At 55.1% G+C, this 15,884-nt stretch carries 18 protein-coding genes; 14 read left to right on the top strand and 4 right to left on the bottom strand.

Translation table 11 applies throughout. From position 1 onward, the window contains the following. Positions 1-4: 4 nt before the first annotated feature. The 3 genes from QEH53_RS14065 to QEH53_RS24460 all read left to right on the top strand — a co-directional run bounded on the left by QEH53_RS14065 (position 5) and on the right by QEH53_RS24460 (position 2,385). Positions 5-787: a TraR/DksA C4-type zinc finger protein gene (locus tag QEH53_RS14065; RefSeq protein ID WP_309023845.1), complete on the top strand. Its 783-nt coding sequence runs from the start codon at positions 5-7 to the stop codon at positions 785-787. A gap of 9 nt (positions 788-796) precedes the next feature. Then, positions 797-1,318, top strand: coding sequence for a signal peptidase II (gene lspA, locus QEH53_RS14060; protein ID WP_309023844.1), 522 nt, complete (start codon positions 797-799; stop codon positions 1,316-1,318). Positions 1,319-1,896: 578 nt separating this feature from the next. After that, a complete protein-coding gene (locus QEH53_RS24460) occupies positions 1,897-2,385 on the top strand; it encodes a transposase (RefSeq protein ID WP_369426446.1) in 489 nt (162 codons plus the stop codon). Here QEH53_RS24460 and QEH53_RS14050 read toward each other — a convergent pair. Together QEH53_RS14050 and trpB are read right to left on the bottom strand one after the other, a co-directional pair. Beyond that, complete coding sequence (locus QEH53_RS14050) at positions 2,279-3,151, bottom strand: YicC/YloC family endoribonuclease (protein WP_309023842.1); 873 nt, start codon at positions 3,149-3,151, stop codon at positions 2,279-2,281. The genes QEH53_RS24460 and QEH53_RS14050 overlap by 107 nt on opposite strands. 118 nt (positions 3,152-3,269) lie before the next feature. Beyond that, positions 3,270-4,493 carry a tryptophan synthase subunit beta gene (gene trpB, locus QEH53_RS14045; RefSeq protein ID WP_309023841.1) on the bottom strand — a complete coding sequence of 408 codons (1,224 nt, stop codon included), beginning with the start codon at positions 4,491-4,493 and terminating at the stop codon, positions 3,270-3,272. Positions 4,494-4,790: 297 nt separating this feature from the next. Here trpB and QEH53_RS14040 point away from each other — a divergent pair, with 297 nt between their 5' ends. Together QEH53_RS14040 and QEH53_RS14035 are read left to right on the top strand one after the other, a co-directional pair. Next, positions 4,791-5,621 (top strand): spondin domain-containing protein, encoded by an 831-nt coding sequence (locus QEH53_RS14040; protein WP_309023840.1) that lies wholly within the window; start codon positions 4,791-4,793, stop codon positions 5,619-5,621. A 112-nt stretch (positions 5,622-5,733) separates the two neighbouring features. Further along, positions 5,734-6,753: a metal-dependent hydrolase gene (locus QEH53_RS14035; RefSeq protein WP_309023839.1), complete on the top strand. Its 1,020-nt coding sequence runs from the start codon at positions 5,734-5,736 to the stop codon at positions 6,751-6,753. On the opposite strand, the gene QEH53_RS14030 is transcribed toward QEH53_RS14035, so the two are convergent. Together QEH53_RS14030 and QEH53_RS14025 are read right to left on the bottom strand one after the other, a co-directional pair. Next, entirely contained in the window at positions 6,750-7,313 is a 564-nt protein-coding gene (locus QEH53_RS14030) for a flavodoxin family protein (RefSeq protein ID WP_309023838.1), read from the bottom strand. The genes QEH53_RS14035 and QEH53_RS14030 overlap by 4 nt on opposite strands. A gap of 56 nt (positions 7,314-7,369) precedes the next feature. After that, complete coding sequence (locus QEH53_RS14025; protein ID WP_309023837.1) at positions 7,370-8,266, bottom strand: LysR family transcriptional regulator; 897 nt, start codon at positions 8,264-8,266, stop codon at positions 7,370-7,372. A gap of 71 nt (positions 8,267-8,337) precedes the next feature. Between QEH53_RS14025 and QEH53_RS14020 the strand changes: the two genes are divergently transcribed. The 9 genes from QEH53_RS14020 (at position 8,338) to QEH53_RS13980 (ending at position 15,832) form a co-directional block, all read left to right on the top strand. After that, positions 8,338-9,546: a PLP-dependent aminotransferase family protein gene (locus QEH53_RS14020; RefSeq protein ID WP_309023836.1), complete on the top strand. Its 1,209-nt coding sequence runs from the start codon at positions 8,338-8,340 to the stop codon at positions 9,544-9,546. Beyond that, positions 9,543-9,830, top strand: a complete 288-nt coding sequence (locus QEH53_RS14015) for a hypothetical protein (protein WP_309023835.1) — start codon at positions 9,543-9,545, stop codon at positions 9,828-9,830. Before QEH53_RS14020 ends, QEH53_RS14015 begins: the two co-directional genes overlap by 4 nt. Before the next feature lie 145 nt (positions 9,831-9,975). Then, positions 9,976-10,494 carry a hypothetical protein gene (locus tag QEH53_RS14010; RefSeq protein WP_309023834.1) on the top strand — a complete coding sequence of 173 codons (519 nt, stop codon included), beginning with the start codon at positions 9,976-9,978 and terminating at the stop codon, positions 10,492-10,494. Between the two features lie 109 nt (positions 10,495-10,603). Continuing rightward, entirely contained in the window at positions 10,604-10,849 is a 246-nt protein-coding gene (locus QEH53_RS14005) for a hypothetical protein (RefSeq protein ID WP_309023833.1), read from the top strand. Next, positions 10,846-11,022 carry a hypothetical protein gene (locus QEH53_RS14000; RefSeq protein WP_309023832.1) on the top strand — a complete coding sequence of 59 codons (177 nt, stop codon included), beginning with the start codon at positions 10,846-10,848 and terminating at the stop codon, positions 11,020-11,022. The genes QEH53_RS14005 and QEH53_RS14000 overlap by 4 nt, the downstream gene beginning before the upstream one ends. Before the next feature lie 303 nt (positions 11,023-11,325). Beyond that, positions 11,326-12,465: an ATP-binding protein gene (locus QEH53_RS13995; RefSeq protein ID WP_309023831.1), complete on the top strand. Its 1,140-nt coding sequence runs from the start codon at positions 11,326-11,328 to the stop codon at positions 12,463-12,465. Positions 12,466-12,814: 349 nt separating this feature from the next. Further along, positions 12,815-13,591, top strand: a complete 777-nt coding sequence (locus QEH53_RS13990; protein ID WP_309023830.1) for a TatD family hydrolase — start codon at positions 12,815-12,817, stop codon at positions 13,589-13,591. A gap of 170 nt (positions 13,592-13,761) precedes the next feature. Continuing rightward, positions 13,762-14,934: a metabolite traffic protein EboE gene (eboE, locus tag QEH53_RS13985; RefSeq protein ID WP_309023829.1), complete on the top strand. Its 1,173-nt coding sequence runs from the start codon at positions 13,762-13,764 to the stop codon at positions 14,932-14,934. A gap of 19 nt (positions 14,935-14,953) precedes the next feature. After that, positions 14,954-15,832, top strand: a complete 879-nt coding sequence (locus QEH53_RS13980) for a UbiA family prenyltransferase (protein WP_309023828.1) — start codon at positions 14,954-14,956, stop codon at positions 15,830-15,832. Positions 15,833-15,884 lie beyond the last annotated feature (52 nt).

The raw sequence follows: 15,884 nt of genomic DNA, 5'->3' as shown, positions 1-15,884 counted from the left end.
ACACATGCCTGAAAAGAAGACCCCTGCCAAGAAAGCTGCCAAGAAGGCAGCCGCCAAAACTACAACCAAGAAAGCAGCCAAAAAGAAATCAGCAGCAGTAGCGGGCGGATTCTCTCTGGACGACGCACTCGCGGTTGCCAGCACTCGCGGCGAAGAAGAATCTCAGAGCAAGGCGGACATCGCAGCGAAGGAGAAGGCTCGCAAGGCTCTCGAAGAGGCTGAAGCAAAGAAGCAAAAGCAAAGCTTCGGAGCCGCATCTCTCGCAGACATCCTCGGATACAACCCTGCCGCGCCCAAGCAAGAAACCAAAAAGCGCGACGCCAGCAAGGTCCCAGCTGACCTCAAGAAATTCTACGACCTGCTCATCGAGCTGCGCGACCACGTCAAGCACGGCCTCACCACCCATGCGGAAGAGACCCTAAAGCGCTCCAGCAAGGACGACTCGGGCGATCTCTCCGGCTACAGCCAGCACATGGCCGACGCAGGCACCGACACTTTTGACCGCGATTTTGCCCTCTCAATGGTTTCTTCCGAACAAGACGCCCTGCAGGAAATCGAATCCGCTATTGACCGCATCTTCGACGGCACCTACGGCATCTGCGAAATGACCGGAAAGCGCATACGTGATGAACGCCTGATGGCGGTTCCCTTCACTCGCTACTCCATGAAAACGCAGGAGCAGATCGAAAAGAACACCTTCCGCGTACGCAACCAAGCCGGGGGGGTCTTTGCCGACGCATCGTCCGAGGACTCGCTCAACTACGGCTCAGACGACGACGACAACTAAGCGCCTCGCGTGTCAAAGGTTTCAAAATACAGGCTGCTGCTCTTATTGGCAGCAGCCGTTTTGTTTCTCGATCAAGCCACAAAGCTCTGGGTAGTGGAGACGCTACCTGAGGGCTCCTTCTTTCCTCCTCAGAACATAGAAGTCATACCCGGCTTCTTCCACATCGTGCATGTCACGAACACCGGGGCGGCATGGTCAATGTTCTCCGGCCATACTTGGCCACTCACCGCAGTCGGCTTCGTTGTCCTCGCCTGTCTCTTCTATTTCCGTAAAGCGCTCGAGCTCGACCAGAAGAAGATCCAACTTGGCTACGGCCTCATGATAGGCGGCATCATCGGTAACATGATCGATCGCATCCGTATCCAAAAAGTCATAGATTTCCTAGACTTCCAATTCGGCGACTACCACTTCCCAAGCTTCAACATCGCCGACTCTGGAATCACCGTCGGCGTGACTCTCTACATCATCCTCTCCTTCCGGTCCGCAAAGCCCCAAAAGCCTGAAACCAAAGACGATAGCACCAAAGGTTAGGCAGTGCCCTAACCTTGACAACTGGAGGCAAGACCAACGAAACGCCCCTCCTCACCCCCGCCCCATCCAATCCCCCCCTTACCCGTCACGTTTAAACTCCAACGTTGGAGTTTAAACGTGACGTAAATGACCCGCCTGGTACTCTGCTAAGCTGTTTCGCTGAGGCAAAGCACTAAGATGACGAGCGCCCGCGGCTGGCATGAGGCTAATGGCTCCACGACTCCGGAGGAGCATCTGCCACTGTGCCGGAATTGAATGAAATCTGCGTATCCAGGTGTTGAATCAAAGTAAGATATCAAAATTTTACAGGCTGTTGCCCAAATCGAAAAACTACGCTCATCTGCGTACTAGAACTTGGATACCCAAGTTTCCTGACATCGTAGGAATTATGATGGAAACCCATGTAGCTAAGCAGCCTGTTCAGCTATTAGGTAAATCTCGACCAAAGAGTCCGCCAGGACCATCCATTGAGGAAGGTTCTCGACAAGTGCGACTTCAGCTCAGCTCGCGAACTTGTCAAAGGCAAATACGGCCGCAACGGAAACGTGGGGCTCGATCCCTAGATCGTCCTCAAACTGATGTTCCTGCTCTTCTGGGACGACGTCAAAAGCGAGCGGGAGTTGTTGCGATGCCTGCCCGAGAGACTCGACTACCTGTGGTTTCTTGGATACGGTCTCGACGATCCCATCGCTGATCACAGCGCGCTCTCCAAGGCCCGTCGGCCAGTTCGCCCGTGCCGACCCCAGCTGCGATTTCTGATGTCCCGCCGGCTCCGTCTGGATCCACACCATTCACGGAATAGAGATAGTCCGTGGAAACGCCCCGGGCGGTTACTGGTCACCCAACCATCGAACTACGCTCGACTCGCGTTCTCCCGCACTCGGGCAGGCACGCTGGCTCGACTTGAGCCATCTCCACGCCTCCTTAGATCGTTAGTGCCCCATCCGTCAGGGCAGACTCTTACTCCACGTTCGCGACCTGCTCGCGGATCCGCTCAAGCTCGTTCTTCATTTCGAGCACTAGGCGCGATACTTCTATCGAGCTCGCCTTACTCCCACTGGTGTTGATTTCACGACCAACTTCCTGCAGCAAAAATTCGAGAGGACGCCCCACGGGTTCATCTTTTTCGATAAGCTCCGCAAATTGATCCAAATGGCTGTCGAGCCGCGTGATCTCTTCGGAAATGTCACAGCGATCCGCGAACAAAGCGATCTCGCGCAAGACGCGATCATCGTTCACGTCCAATTCCAAACCGCCCTGCTCCAAGCGGGCGAGCAGGTTCTCCCGATACTTCGCCACCATGCCAGGGGCTTGTTCCCTAACCTGAGAGACAAGTGTCACGAGATTTTGGCGACGGTCTTCGAGATCGACCTTCAGCGCCGTTCCTTCCTTCTCACGCATAGCAACGAGCTCATCGAGTGCCGTATCCACAGCTTGGAACAAAAGTTTCTCCGCGGTCTTTTCCGGTAATCCAGCATCTTCCTTTTCGAGCAAGCGGGATACCTGTACCAGCAATTCACCATCGACTTTGAAGACCGCTCCATGCCGTTCTGCGATCGCCTTCAGACGCTCGATTGCGGCGTCAATTTGATCGTCGCTGGGTAAGCCTCCAATCGCCGCGCCATCTTGCCGCACATCGAGAGAGAATTGAAAGCGCCCGCGGGCGGCCAGCGTGCGTACGCGCTCCTGCACTTTCCGATCGAGCTGCTGCAGCTCCTTCGGCAACGAGCACACGACCTCGAGGTTTTTGCGGTTCACCGAGCTCACGCGCAGCGAAACCACAACTCCATCCTCCGCCACTTCGCAGCGGCCAAATCCAGTCATGCTCTTCATAGTACAGTATCAATTACCACTAATCACACAAATCCACTCGAATCGACTTCCAGAAGAACTCGGACACAAACCCATCAGAACAAAGTCGTAAACACTCGCGCAATTCGTGGGCAATAAATCACACATCCGCTCCGAACATCTTGGCGACTTGGTTCACGTCCTTATCGCCGCGTCCGCTCAGGCTCATCACGAGGATCTGGTCCTTGCGCATCTCGGGAGCGCGCTTGAGCACATAGGCGATGGCATGGCTCGACTCGAGAGCCGGAATAATGCCCTCAGTGCGGCTTAGCGTCTTAAAGGCCTCCAGCACATCTTCGTCGGTCGCAAAAGCGTATTCGATGCGGCCCGTATCTCTGTAATAAGCGTGCTCAGGACCGATAGCCGCATAGTCGAGACCTGCGGATATCGAGTGAGTCAGTTCGATCTGCCCATCCGGATTTTGCAAAATATAAGTCTTCGATCCTTGCAGCACGCCCAAACGGCCGCCTTCGAACCGCGCCGCGTGCTCGCCGAGCTTGATGCCGTGGCCACCCGCTTCGACACCTACCATGCGGATACCGTCCTCATCGAGGAAATCGTAGAACAAGCCGATGGCGTTGCTCCCACCACCGACGCAAGCTACAAGCTCATCCGGCAATCGACCTTCCTTTTCTAGGATCTCCTTGCGCGTTTCCTCGCCGATAACCTTGTGGAAATCCCTCACCATCATCGGATAAGGGTGGGCCCCCAAGGCTGACCCGAGGATGTAGTGCGTGTCGCGCACATTGGTCACCCAATCGCGCATCGCTTCGTTGACCGCGTCCTTTAGTGTCTTTTGACCGCTTTCCACGCCGCGAACCTCCGCTCCGCAAAGACGCATGCGAAAGACGTTGAGCTTTTGACGCTCCATGTCGACCGCTCCCATGTAGACCACACACTCGAGACCGAATCGGGCGCAAACAGTGGCTGTCGCCACGCCGTGCTGGCCTGCTCCGGTTTCCGCGATCACCCGCTTCTTTCCCATGCGCTTGGCGAGCAAGGCTTGGCCTATCGCATTGTTGATCTTGTGGGCTCCCGTATGCAGAAGGTCCTCGCGTTTGAGGTAAATCTTTGCGCCGCCCAGTTCTTCCGTCAGACGTTCCGCCAAGTAGAGCCCTGTCGGGCGCCCTGCAAATTCCTTCAGGTAATGAGCGAGCTCCTTTTGAAACTCGGGATCATTTTTAGCAACCTCATACTCCTTCGTCAGATCTTCGAGAGCCGTGACCAAGGTTTCCGGCACATAGCTGCCGCCAAATTGGCCGAAACGCCCACGCTGGTCGGGCAAAGCTGACTTGTCGTTCTTGATTTCAGGGCTTGCGCTCATGTCGCACTTATGGAGTGCCACCCCTCCGCTAAGCAACCTGAAAAGGCTGGGCGGGACTCGGTAGCCCGCACGCTTGCGAGCCCTTCACTCAGAGAGAAATGAGACTGTGCAGAACGGGATTTTACTCTACTGACTACTAGAACTTCGCAGCCCAACACCGTCGCAGGGCTACTTTGAAGGCACATTTTTGTATTTTTTTTGGCATAAAGTTCGCTTCACACGTTCTCTTCCTTCGGCGCCGGGCAATGAAGCCCTTTTTACAAGATCGATCTGAAACAACTCGTCTCAGAATCACACATGTACACAAACTCACGAATACTCACTCGTGCCGCTATCCGCGGCATCGCAGCCGCCGCCTGCTTCGCCGCAGTCAGCGCCCATGCCATCACCGTAAAAGTCAAAGTTGAGAACATCAGCGCCTCCGACGGACTCTGGTTCACACCTGTTTTCTTCGGATTCCATGACGGCTCTTTCGATACCTTCGATCCTGGTGCTACAGCCTCTGCTTCTATCGAGGCTGTCGCCGAAGGTGGAGACGCAAGCGGGTTGATCAGCGATATCTCCGGAGTCGCTGGAGCCAAAAGCCACGTCCTCTTACAAGACAGCAGCGGCGCCCCTCCAGGCGTCCTATTCGCTCCGGGAGAGTCGAATTATTTCACCATCGATTTGGACTCGATGAACAATCGCTATCTAAGCTTCGCCTCCATGCTGCTTCCGTCCAACGATGCCTTTTTTGGCAACGCAGACCCGATGCAGTACGATCTATTCGACAGCTACGGGAACTTCAAGGGCTACCAAGAAATCGCCCTTTTCGGTTCGAGTATCTGGGATGCAGGAACTGAATTGAACGATTTCATGGGTGCCGCGTTTTCTCCTCTCGGAGGCTTGAGCACCGACACCCTGGATGCCGTAAGCTTGCTCGGACAATCCGGCTTGAACGAATTCAAAGGAGCGGCTCTGGCGACCGGAGGCAATCTCTCGAGTAGCTTGATGGCGGGTGACCAAGTCGCTCGCATTTCCATCCAGCAGGTACCTGACACTACCCAGTATATCGGATTCATGGGAGCCATCGCTCTCATAGGTTTCCGCTTCGTTACCAAGCGACGCATGGGAAAAGCCGCTGCCTGAGTACAACCTCTCAACATCATCTTTAAAAGGGCGGCCTTCGCACGAGGGCTGCCTTTTTGCGTATCCAAACTCCCACCTTCACTTTTCTTGTTTCAGCCTACACTATTCTCGGATGGATCCTGTCAGCCAAGGTGTACTCGGAGCAGTCGCAGCCTTATCAATAGCCAAACCTAACCACTCCCGCTTAGCCGCCCTTTTAGGTTGTGCTGGAGGCATGCTCGCAGATCTCGACATCCTGATCCGCTCTTCGGAGGATCCGCTTTTAAATATAGAGTACCATCGCCACTTCAGCCACTCGCTAGCCTTCATACCCATTGGAGGGCTGATCGCAGCCCTCGTCTTTCTCCCATTATTGCGAAAGCGACTCAAGCCTGTAGCAATCTACCTATATTCAACGATTGGATACGCAACAGCTGGCCTTCTCGATTCTTGTACCAGCTATGGTACGCAATTGCTATGGCCGTTTTCGAACGCCCGAATTTCTTGGAGCATCATCTCGATCATAGATCCGCTGTTCACGGTCCCCCTTCTCGCTATGGCACTGCTAGCCGTGGTTAAGAACAGACCAATCTTCGGTAAATCCGCGGCCGTGTTTGCCATTGCATACCTAAGCCTAGGAGTCATCCAAAACCGACGAGCAAACTCGTTTCTAGAGTCAATCATCGCAAACCGCGGCCACGAACCGGCAACCCGTTTAACCGTCAAACCCTCTATCGCCAACCTCGTCCTTTGGCGCAGCCTCTATCTCTATGAGGGGCACTACTACGTAGACGCTGTCAGAGTCGGCTTTTTCGGCGAAAATCTCATCTATCCAGGGTCAAAGCTTCCAGCCTTCGATACACAAGCGGCTCTCGATTCAGTCAAACCCTCGTCGCCAATCGCCGACGATCTTCAGCGGTTCGAACACTTTTCAGAAGGCTATCTCGCTGCCCTGCCTGATGAGCCGAGTTTCATTACCGATTTGCGATACTCGGCTATTCCCAACTCCATTGCTCCCCTTTGGGGTATCGATATTTCTAATACAAACGCGAGTGGACACGCAGTTTTCGAGACACGTCGCGACATTTCCCAGTCAGAACGGAAAGCCTTCGTGCAAATGTTAACAGGCCGCCCGGTTTCCGCGAGCAACTAATCCAAACTCCAAGGAAACCGCGTTCGTCCATTCACAAGAGGATGCTCCTCCCTTCGACCTTCGACATAGGTCGCTACCCACTCGGACAACCGCCTACCCAGTCGCCTAGGCGAATCCATCTCGCGCTCGCTACGCGGCTCCCCCGCTATGGTCGTTCCGTAGTGCAGGGTAAACTGCTGGGCGACGTAGTCAGTCACTCCGAAAACCAAGAACCCGTAAATCATCATCACGGTCATTAACGCCTGGCAATTCAGCTCGGCCCCACCGCCCCAGCCACCCTGAGTCGCAAACGCGCAGCCGATCTTTCCATCGATTTTTCCCCAATGCGGTTGCATCTCCACATCCCAAAATCGCTTCATTTGCCAAGGGATCGAGCCCATGTGCGTCGGAGCGCCTAGAGCGATGCCATCGCACCAAAGCACATCCGCAGCGGAGACTTCGGATACTGACTTAACCGTAACTTTTGTAGCCGGAACTTCGGCCGCACCTTCAGCGACGAAATCCGCGACCTTACCCGTGTTTCCGGAACCAGAGTAGTAAAGAACCAAGACCTTGCCCATGCCCGACTACCACCGAAGCGCCCAACCTGCGCAACCCACTCCTCCGAGCGCAACGCTCAAACAATAGAACGCCTCGACAATAGCTTCAGCAAGCCGCTTACCTCGTCCCGCGCCTCAGGACGATACAAAAACACCTCGCGCAAACGCGTCCCCTTTCCCTGCAACGGCACCACCGACAAACGCTCCGCAGCGCCACGCAGCGCCGATCGCGGCAGCAAAGCGACCCCACAGCCCGCCACCACCATGCTCAACATCGCATCGGATCCATTTGTCTCCCTCACTTCTTCGATCCGCTCGCCAGCAGCCGAAAACAAATCATCGAGAAATTCACGATAGGATGGCGCAAGCCGCGTCGCCAGCACAACGAGCGTTTCCCCCTTCAGATCCTTCACCTGCAATCGTTTCCGCCCCTCAAGAGCGTGCCCCTTCGGCAAGCAGGCCAGCAATGGTTCCTCCTTCCACTCCAGATACGCAAGTCCCGCTGGCAACGTGCTCGGCCGCACCCCCAGAAACGCACCGTCCAACTCGCCCACTTCCACCTGCCGCGCCAACTCCACAGGTGGCAAGTCCACCAAGGACAACTGCGTATTCGGATGCTCCCTACGAAAACGGTCGAACACGCCCAGCAGATCCTCCCCCATCAAAGCGCCTAAAAACCCAAGTCGCAAAATCGCCTCCTCCCCAGCCGCTGCCCGGCGAGCTCCCTGGATCGCACGGCTCAAGATAGCCGGCAAACGATACACCTCTTTCAAAAACACCTCGCCTGACGAGGTCAGCCCCACCCGCCGTCCCTCTCTGGAAAAAAGACGTTCGCCCACGATCGCTTCAAGCTCCCGAATACTACGGCTCAACTGAGGCTGAGCCACGCCCAAACGCCCCGCCGCCTGCGAAAAATGAAAGTCGCGGCACAACTCCAAGAAAAACACGACCTGCTTGTGGGTGGGGATATTCATAACATTTTCGTTATGCATTTATCATTTAGTGAATATTTCCGTTATTTAAAGAACTTTGCTATCATGGAGCGATGAAAACCCAGCACCGATCTGCACCACGGCTTGCCAAGCGAATTGAAAAGCTCACTGGCTCCGTCGCTCGCGACATCCTTTCCCGCACCCGAGACAAAGACATCATTTCATTCGCTGGCGGGCTGCCTGATGCGAGCCTTTGGCAGGACCTCAAGCTTCCAGAGGTCCCCCCCGCCGCCTATCAATATGGGCCCTCCGAGGGTGAGCGATCGTTGCGAAGTATCCTCGCCGCCCGCAGCCAATCCCTCGGATTGGATGCGTCCGCTGACACCACCCTTGTAACATCCGGCTCCCAACAAGGGCTGGACCTAGCCGCGAAACTAATTCTTGAGCCTGGCTCGCCCATCATTCTGGAAGCGCCGTCCTACTTGGCCGCCATTCAGGTATTTAAACTGTTCCAAGCGGAACTGCACAGCCTCGCTCTCGACAGCGAAGGTATTTGCCCCCAGGCCCTCGACCAGCTTCTCGAAGAGACGCAGGCTCCCGTCATCTACCTCAATCCAACCTTCCAAAACCCCTCTGGCACTAGCTACAGCCTCGAACGGCGCCAACAAATAGCCGCCGTACTGGATCGTCACGATACCATCCTACTCGAAGACGATCCTTACCGCGACATCGCCTACGGCGCCCCTCCAGCGCCGCCGATCGCCAGTTTCTTGAAGCGATGCCCCTGGATATACCTCACCAGCGTTTCCAAAACCCTCATCCCCGGTCTTCGCCTCGGTAGCCTGACGTGCAGCCCCGAGCTATTCGATCCGTTGCTCAAGCTCAAGCAGGCTGCAGACCTGCACAGTAACCGCCCTGCCCAATTCATAGCCTCGCAGATGTTGGCGGATCCCCAAACGAATTACAAACGCGTCGCCCACCTTTGCGAGCACTACCGCAAAAAGCGCGACCTCATGCAGAATTGCCTGAAAAGCTCATTCTCCGAAATCGCTGTCTGGGATATTCCTAGCGGCGGCATGTTCTTCTGGCTGAATTTTAAAAATGACTTCGATCTCTCCGCCGCCTTGAGCGATGCCTTAGCCCGTGGAGTAGCGTTCATGCCAGGGGCTCCTTTCTTCGCGGAGTCCAAGCAAGCTGGTTGCTGTATGCGGATCAATTTCTCCCTCGTTTCTCCAGAAAAGATGGAAGAAGGAATTCGAATCCTGGCCGACGTCGTCCGCGGCTTGCAACAGCCGATCACCTGCGCAGATTCGGCACTATGAAGCCAGCCAAGCCGCAAAACCCCGTCGATCTTTACTTCATGGACGCCCGTTCCAAGCTGATCGACATCGCCGCGTTCATGGATCGCGTGGAGCGCGAAGCAGCCACAGACGACTTCCGCTACCAAGCATTCCTAAAAGCGCTCAAGGAACTCGGTACAGAAGAGCGGGCAACCTCTGTGCTGCTCTCGCTCAGCGACCCCACGAAGGAACTCATCCCCAGGGCCACCACAAAAGCGGCCAGCGGCGCTTGGCCAGGAGACGGCCAACCCTCAACCGAGGGTTAGAAGTAGTTCTAATCGGTCTGGTCGAATTGGCTTTTCCCTAAAAGCGAAGGCCCAAACCGTTAATAGAGGGGTATTGCTCGCACAGTTCCATCTCCACGCTACGCCCAGACATAGGCTCGCAGCTTCCGCTGCGTTCGTTCTTTGCTTGATTCCCAACCCACTCGCCGACGATCTCGAAGAGCGGCTCGTGGCCTTGGCCGAACAAAATGAAACGCTCCTTAAACTTGCCCAGCAGCAACAAGCTCAGATCGCCGAGCTCAAAGCTCGCCTCGACGCCCAAGCCTCCGAAGTAGCCGATCAAGAGGAGGCAATCGCGGACCTTCAAGAATCGAGCTTCGCCGGAAGCCCTGCTGCCCCCAGCCGCGGGATGGATCGTGTCATCATTTCTGGCGAGGCTGGGTTCGCCTTTTTCACTGGCGAAGCAAACAACGAATTTCCCAACGAAGAATTTCGTGTGGACGACGCACGTCTCACCGTCGAGGCCCAGATTCACCGCAACGCTTACCTCGTCACCACCCTCGAACTCTTCCGTCGCGAATCAGGGGACGAGGCGATCGAGGTCGATGAGCGTCTCCCCAGCAAATTCATGGATATCGAGGTACCCGCCGAGGGCGACCTCGAGATAGACATCGAAATGGGGCTCGCCGATCTCCCTAAGATTTAACCCCTGTGATCAGTTCCCGCATCAGTCACCTTCCATTCCATACCAAGGTCCTCCTGCCGGTCCTGGTCATTCTGGCGGCTCCCCCCGATCATCACTATCTCCCTAGTCGATGGATCAGGTCGAGCATCGCACTCTTCTCGCTGCTCAAGAACGTCTCTCTGCGGCCGAGGCGGTGTTGCTCAACTCGCTAGATATTCGCGAGCGGTCCCATCAAGAGCAGTTCAAGAATGCCGTTAACGAACCTCGCTTCAAGGCCGTTTCCCAGCTAAACGACGCCGACACCATACGGGCCTACCTGCGCGATACGCTTGAGGAATTCGGTGCAGAATGGAGGCTCTGCTGTACACTCCTATGAACGGCAGTCCAAGTAGCTCAGTGCGACGCAGCTCTCGTTTCGGACTTGCTACCTTCGAGAAAGCGATCGCTCCGAATACCGAAGCCGCCATTTTGGGAGAGCTCAACACAACGCTTTCTGTGTATTCGGTTTTCGAATACAATACTGTTCCCCCTTCCCGGCTTCCTCACTAACGCGGGTTATCCGACGGGATGCTTGAGTATCGCAATTGAATTTAGGGACCAAGCAATTGCCGAACTGAAGTCGCTTACCCACAGCGAAACCAACCTCTCAATCGAATCCCAGATACTCGCCAGTTCGCTAAACCAAAAGAAAGCCGCTACTTTCCTATCAAGCAGCAATGAAAATTCCGAAAGCGTTGTACAGTCTCCACCACGGCAACCAATCTGATTAAAACCATCGAGGACGCTATTTCGCTTTTCCAAGAAGACTGCGAAAAGAAGGCGCTCGGACTTCACCTCGTAGTCACGAACAATGTGCCCGTTTGTGTCGTCAACGACCCGAATAGACTCCGTCAGGTGGTCGCAAATGTTGTCGGCAACGCTATAAAATTCACTCACCAAGGCGGCGTCACCGCGACCGTCGACTATGACAGGAATACGTCAAGGCTCAGTATCGCTGTCATGGATACCGGTATCGGCATCCCCAAAGAGAAGCAGGACAAGCTATTCGTCCCCTTCTACCAAGTCGAGTCGTCCGCTTCACGTGAATTCGGCGGAACAGGCCTTGGACTAGCAATCTCACGAAACCTACTACGCTTGCTCGACGGTTCCCTAGCCGTATCCAGTGAGGAGGGACAAGGGTCCGAATTCACGATTACCTTGACGGCTCAGAGGCTCGAAACGGATCCTCCTTTCGAGAATCAGCCCAGCCTACACACGCTACTGCTCGTAGACGAGCCAATCGCCCAAAGCGCCCTCCAACGTCAACTTGGAGAATGGGGAATCTCGCTTGACTGCAGAAACTCCAAACCCGTACCCATCGGTAAAACTCTCGCTTCCGGCAACTACGAGCTTCTTTTGGTCGCCCCATCCGCAGCCCGTCCAGATACCATTCGCACAATAATCGATGCCCGGGCGGAGATGCAGGAAAACCTCCCTCAGATCATTCGCTTCGTATCGTCGGATCTCGATAGCGAACTCGTCCATAGCGAAACCTGTAAATCGACCGCGCGTCCTATTTCGCTGAGAAAACTCAACCGGTTGATTAATTCCGCCACCGCAAAACCGGCTCGCGTCTTCAAGAAAGAATGGGTCGGTATCGAAAACGCTGAGCGAACCACAAAGTTCCTGCGACACCTCCAGAGGCAAAGAATGAGGAGCTCGCAACACCCGCTAACCCGGATAGTGGCGCCGACAGTGCTTTTGCCGACGAATTCCCACTCGCATTATCGTGGTCGAGGACAATCCAACCAACACCAAGATTCTTCTCAGATTCCTGAAGAAGCTCGGCTATACAGCGGGAACTGCAGAAAACGGCGAGGAAGGGGTTGCTGCAGCAGAATCGATGATCTTCGACGTAGTTCTGTGGCGAAACCCGCAAGACTCTTAGAGATTAAAGGGGTTTTAACTCGAGCATACCAATGGCAGGTCGTCCAAGCAGCTGAATACAACTAGGTTGAACATGACAGAACGCCTCATGGCGTTATAGCGACCTCATGCGTTAATGATCAACGAGCCGACGCTGAAAAACCAAATACTGCAAGTTACTCTTCCCAAAATTGTTGAACGTTTGTTAAGCACGGCTTTGGCCTCGAGAAAATGCGAAAAAGGGGGATGGTCACGATCTGTCCAACCCAGCGCAAACCACGAAACTTTCCGAGAGCTCCCGGCAAATATGCGCTTGGTCAACCAAGTTCATTGACCAGGCCAATTGTTGAAACGACACCTTCTCGCTTTCCGGTTTGCCAAGACATCTCGCTCGGTTAGCAATCGAAGCATGCGCTATATCGAGCCTCACGCACACATGGTAAGCAGAACCACGGACGACTACCTATCCATGGTCACAGCCGGATGCAAAGCCGTATGCGAACCCGCTTTCTGGGCAGGGTTCGACCGCAGCTCCTCGAAGGGCTTCTTCGACTATTTCCGCCAATTGACCGAATACGAGCCCGCCCGCGCCGCCAAGTTTCACCTGCCCCACTTTTCCTGGCTCTGCATCAACCCAAAAGAATCCGAGGACCTCGTTCTCGCCAATGAGGTGATCGACCTCATCCCTGAATTTCTCGAAAAGCCCAACGTCCTCGGTATCGGCGAAATCGGCCTCAACAAAAACAGCCGCAACGAGATGACAATCCTCGAGCGCCACGTGGACCTCGCCGCCCAGCACCAACAGCTCATCCTCGTCCATACCCCTCATCTCGAAGACAAGCTCAAGGGCACCCAACTCATCGTCGACCTCATCAAGTCTGACTCTCGCATCGACCCGTCCCGCGTACTCATAGACCACGTGGAGGAACACACCGTCAAGTACGTCATGGACGCAGGCATGTGGGGCGGCATCACGCTCTACCCGGAATCCAAAGCCACATCTCCTCGCGCTATCGACATGATAGAAACCTATGGAGCGGAACGCCTGTGGATGAATTCTGCTTGCGACTGGGGCGTCTCAGTACCCCTCGCCGTCCCCTATGCCGCCATGGAAATGAGAAGACGCGGCTACGACGACGAGACCATCGACCAAGTCTTCTACAAAACTCCACATTCTTTCTTGAGCCAATGCCCCAAGTTTAAGCTAGGCTAGTCGCACCGCACCTACCCGTTTCGGATCGTTCGCGAGGCTCATTGCGATTTTCAGCCAAATTTACAGTCCAGCCCCCCTTGGCCCCTGGACTGGAGCTGAAAATACTCAGCATTACCTCGACAATGTGAGCCCCTACGCCTTCGGTTATGCAACCCGAACCGAAAATCCAAATGCGCCTTCAGCACCAAGCTCACCTCGCCTACTGCACCAACGTACATCCTGGAAAAGACTGGGAGCAAACCTTCCATTCTCTCCAAAACGAAGTTCTTTCCGTTCGCCGATCGGTGTGTCCAGACAGCGAATACGCGATAGGGCTGCGCCTATCCGCAACAGCTGCACGCGACCTCGAGCAGCCCCAAACGCTCCTCGCCTTCCAGCGTTGGCTGGATAAAGAAAATTGTTACGTCTTCACCATTAACGGCTTTCCCTACGGGGACTTCCACAATACTCGCGTAAAAGAAAACGTCTACCTGCCCGATTGGACCTCCCCAGACCGCCTCGCCTACACCCAGCAACTATTCGATCTGCTAGTCCAGCTCCTACCCTCAGGAGTCTCCGGCTCCGTATCCACCGTCCCTGGCTCCTTCAAACCTTTTAATACCACTCCCGAACAGCTCACTGGCATGCACGAAAACCTGTATCAGGTTTTTCAGCACATCGAACGTCTCTCCGAGAGACATGATACTGACCTACACCTAGGGCTCGAACCCGAGCCGCTCTGCCTCTTCGAAACCACCCCGGAGACGATCGCATTTTTCGAACAATTCCTAGATCAACGACCCGACGCCGACGCCATTCGACGCCGCATTGGAGTCAACTACGACACCTGCCACCTCGCTCTCCAATACGAGGACGCTGCTAAGTCTCTCGACGCTTTCACCAGCGCTGGTATTCGCATCTCCAAGCTCCACCTCTCCTCCGCCCTGAAAATTCGCGACTTTAGCCCCAAAACCCTCTCGCAACTCGACTCCTTCTGCGAACCCACCTACCTACACCAAGTATTGGCCGAAAGTACGCACGATCCTCTCTACCGCTACCTTGACCTCCCAGAGGCCCTCGAAGCTCGTCGCTCCGGCCAGGACAACGCCTCGGAATGGCGTATCCATTTCCACATTCCCTTGCACACGGATCCATCATCTCCACTGCTCTCTACCAGTGATCATCTCTTGGATGCTCTCGACTACGTCGCTGCTCATCCCAACACCTGTCAACACTTCGAGATGGAGACTTACACTTGGGCTGTCATGCCAGGTTCACTACACAGCAGATCCGCAGTCGACCAGGTCACCTCAGAATACAAGTGGCTCCTCCCGCAGCTGAAACAGAGAAGCCTCATCGTCTAATTCACCACTCACCGGTCCCATGCGCACTCATCTCACCTTAGGCCGCATCTCTAATCTTCCCACCATCTGGTCCAACGTCCTCTGCGCGTGGATAATCGTTGGTGGATACAACAATCTCCAACTCGCCAGCTACCTCGTCGGAGCCAGCCTCCTCTACATCGGAGGCATGTATTTGAATGACTATTGCGACCGTGAGATAGACGCCGAACAACGAGCCGAACGACCCATCCCAGCAGGAAAAATATCCGCGGCCTGCGTACGTAACTTAGCCTTCGCATTCATCGCGATCGGCTTCGCTGCCATCGCTTGGACCGGCCTCCTCAACGACGAAGGTGCCACACAATGGCTCCCCGCCGTATTCGCCGCTGGCGTCGTCACCAGCATCCTCCTCTACGACTACAACCACAAAGGCAACCCGATAGCCCCCATCTTCATGGGAGCCTGTCGCGGCTTGCTTTACCTCGCGGTTGCCTCCGCATTCGCCAACGGCATCGATACCAACCATCTCATCGCCGCCAGTACAGTATTCGTTTTCGTGATGGGAGTCACCTTTCTCGCCCGTACCGAGGCCACCTCCAACGCCATAGACTACCCCGCCCTAGCTATGATCGCCGCCCCCGTTCTCGGCGCATTCTATTATAATCGCCACGGATTCGACACCTACCAAACCGCGGCTCTCGCTCTCTTCGTTGCTTGGAACGTCCGCTCCTTCCTTCGTGCCCGCGTCCACAACCAACTCATCATCGGCAAGACAATCGGCCCTCTCCTCGCCTCCATTCCCTTGCTCGACGTACTCATCCTCGCCACCCTTGGCTTAGCAGGCCAGACTCACTTCATCCTCTTCGCCACCCTTTTCGCGATCACCACTGCCGCTCAACGCTTCATTCCAGCAAGTTGACAAAGATTCGAAATCCCAATCCGTGCCCACTCGTGTCATTCTAGGGCAAAAG

This window comes from Pelagicoccus sp. SDUM812002 (assembly GCF_031127835.1).
Classification (GTDB): domain Bacteria; phylum Verrucomicrobiota; class Verrucomicrobiia; order Opitutales; family Opitutaceae; genus Pelagicoccus.
Note: the sequence above shows the minus strand (reverse complement) of the source record. Positions and strands in the feature narration are given on the sequence as shown.

What these genes read in the sequence shown, in the direction of transcription:
- QEH53_RS14025 (WP_309023837.1), bottom strand. Translation starts at nt 8,266, where the DNA reads ATGAATATCCCCACCCACAAGCAGGTCGTGTTTTTCTTGGAGTTGTGC.
- trpB (WP_309023841.1), bottom strand. Translation starts at nt 4,493, where the DNA reads ATGAGCGCAAGCCCTGAAATCAAGAACGACAAGTCAGCTTTGCCCGAC.
- QEH53_RS24460 (WP_369426446.1), top strand. Translation starts at nt 1,897, where the DNA reads ATGTTCCTGCTCTTCTGGGACGACGTCAAAAGCGAGCGGGAGTTGTTG.
- QEH53_RS14005 (WP_309023833.1), top strand. Translation starts at nt 10,604, where the DNA reads ATGGATCAGGTCGAGCATCGCACTCTTCTCGCTGCTCAAGAACGTCTC.
- QEH53_RS14015 (WP_309023835.1), top strand. Translation starts at nt 9,543, where the DNA reads ATGAAGCCAGCCAAGCCGCAAAACCCCGTCGATCTTTACTTCATGGAC.
- QEH53_RS14030 (WP_309023838.1), bottom strand. Translation starts at nt 7,313, where the DNA reads ATGGGCAAGGTCTTGGTTCTTTACTACTCTGGTTCCGGAAACACGGGT.
- QEH53_RS13980 (WP_309023828.1), top strand. Translation starts at nt 14,954, where the DNA reads ATGCGCACTCATCTCACCTTAGGCCGCATCTCTAATCTTCCCACCATC.
- QEH53_RS14050 (WP_309023842.1), bottom strand. Translation starts at nt 3,151, where the DNA reads ATGAAGAGCATGACTGGATTTGGCCGCTGCGAAGTGGCGGAGGATGGA.
- eboE (WP_309023829.1), top strand. Translation starts at nt 13,762, where the DNA reads ATGCGCCTTCAGCACCAAGCTCACCTCGCCTACTGCACCAACGTACAT.
- QEH53_RS14020 (WP_309023836.1), top strand. Translation starts at nt 8,338, where the DNA reads ATGAAAACCCAGCACCGATCTGCACCACGGCTTGCCAAGCGAATTGAA.
- QEH53_RS13990 (WP_309023830.1), top strand. Translation starts at nt 12,815, where the DNA reads ATGGTAAGCAGAACCACGGACGACTACCTATCCATGGTCACAGCCGGA.
- QEH53_RS14035 (WP_309023839.1), top strand. Translation starts at nt 5,734, where the DNA reads ATGGATCCTGTCAGCCAAGGTGTACTCGGAGCAGTCGCAGCCTTATCA.
- QEH53_RS14065 (WP_309023845.1), top strand. Translation starts at nt 5, where the DNA reads ATGCCTGAAAAGAAGACCCCTGCCAAGAAAGCTGCCAAGAAGGCAGCC.
- QEH53_RS14040 (WP_309023840.1), top strand. Translation starts at nt 4,791, where the DNA reads ATGTACACAAACTCACGAATACTCACTCGTGCCGCTATCCGCGGCATC.
- QEH53_RS14000 (WP_309023832.1), top strand. Translation starts at nt 10,846, where the DNA reads ATGAACGGCAGTCCAAGTAGCTCAGTGCGACGCAGCTCTCGTTTCGGA.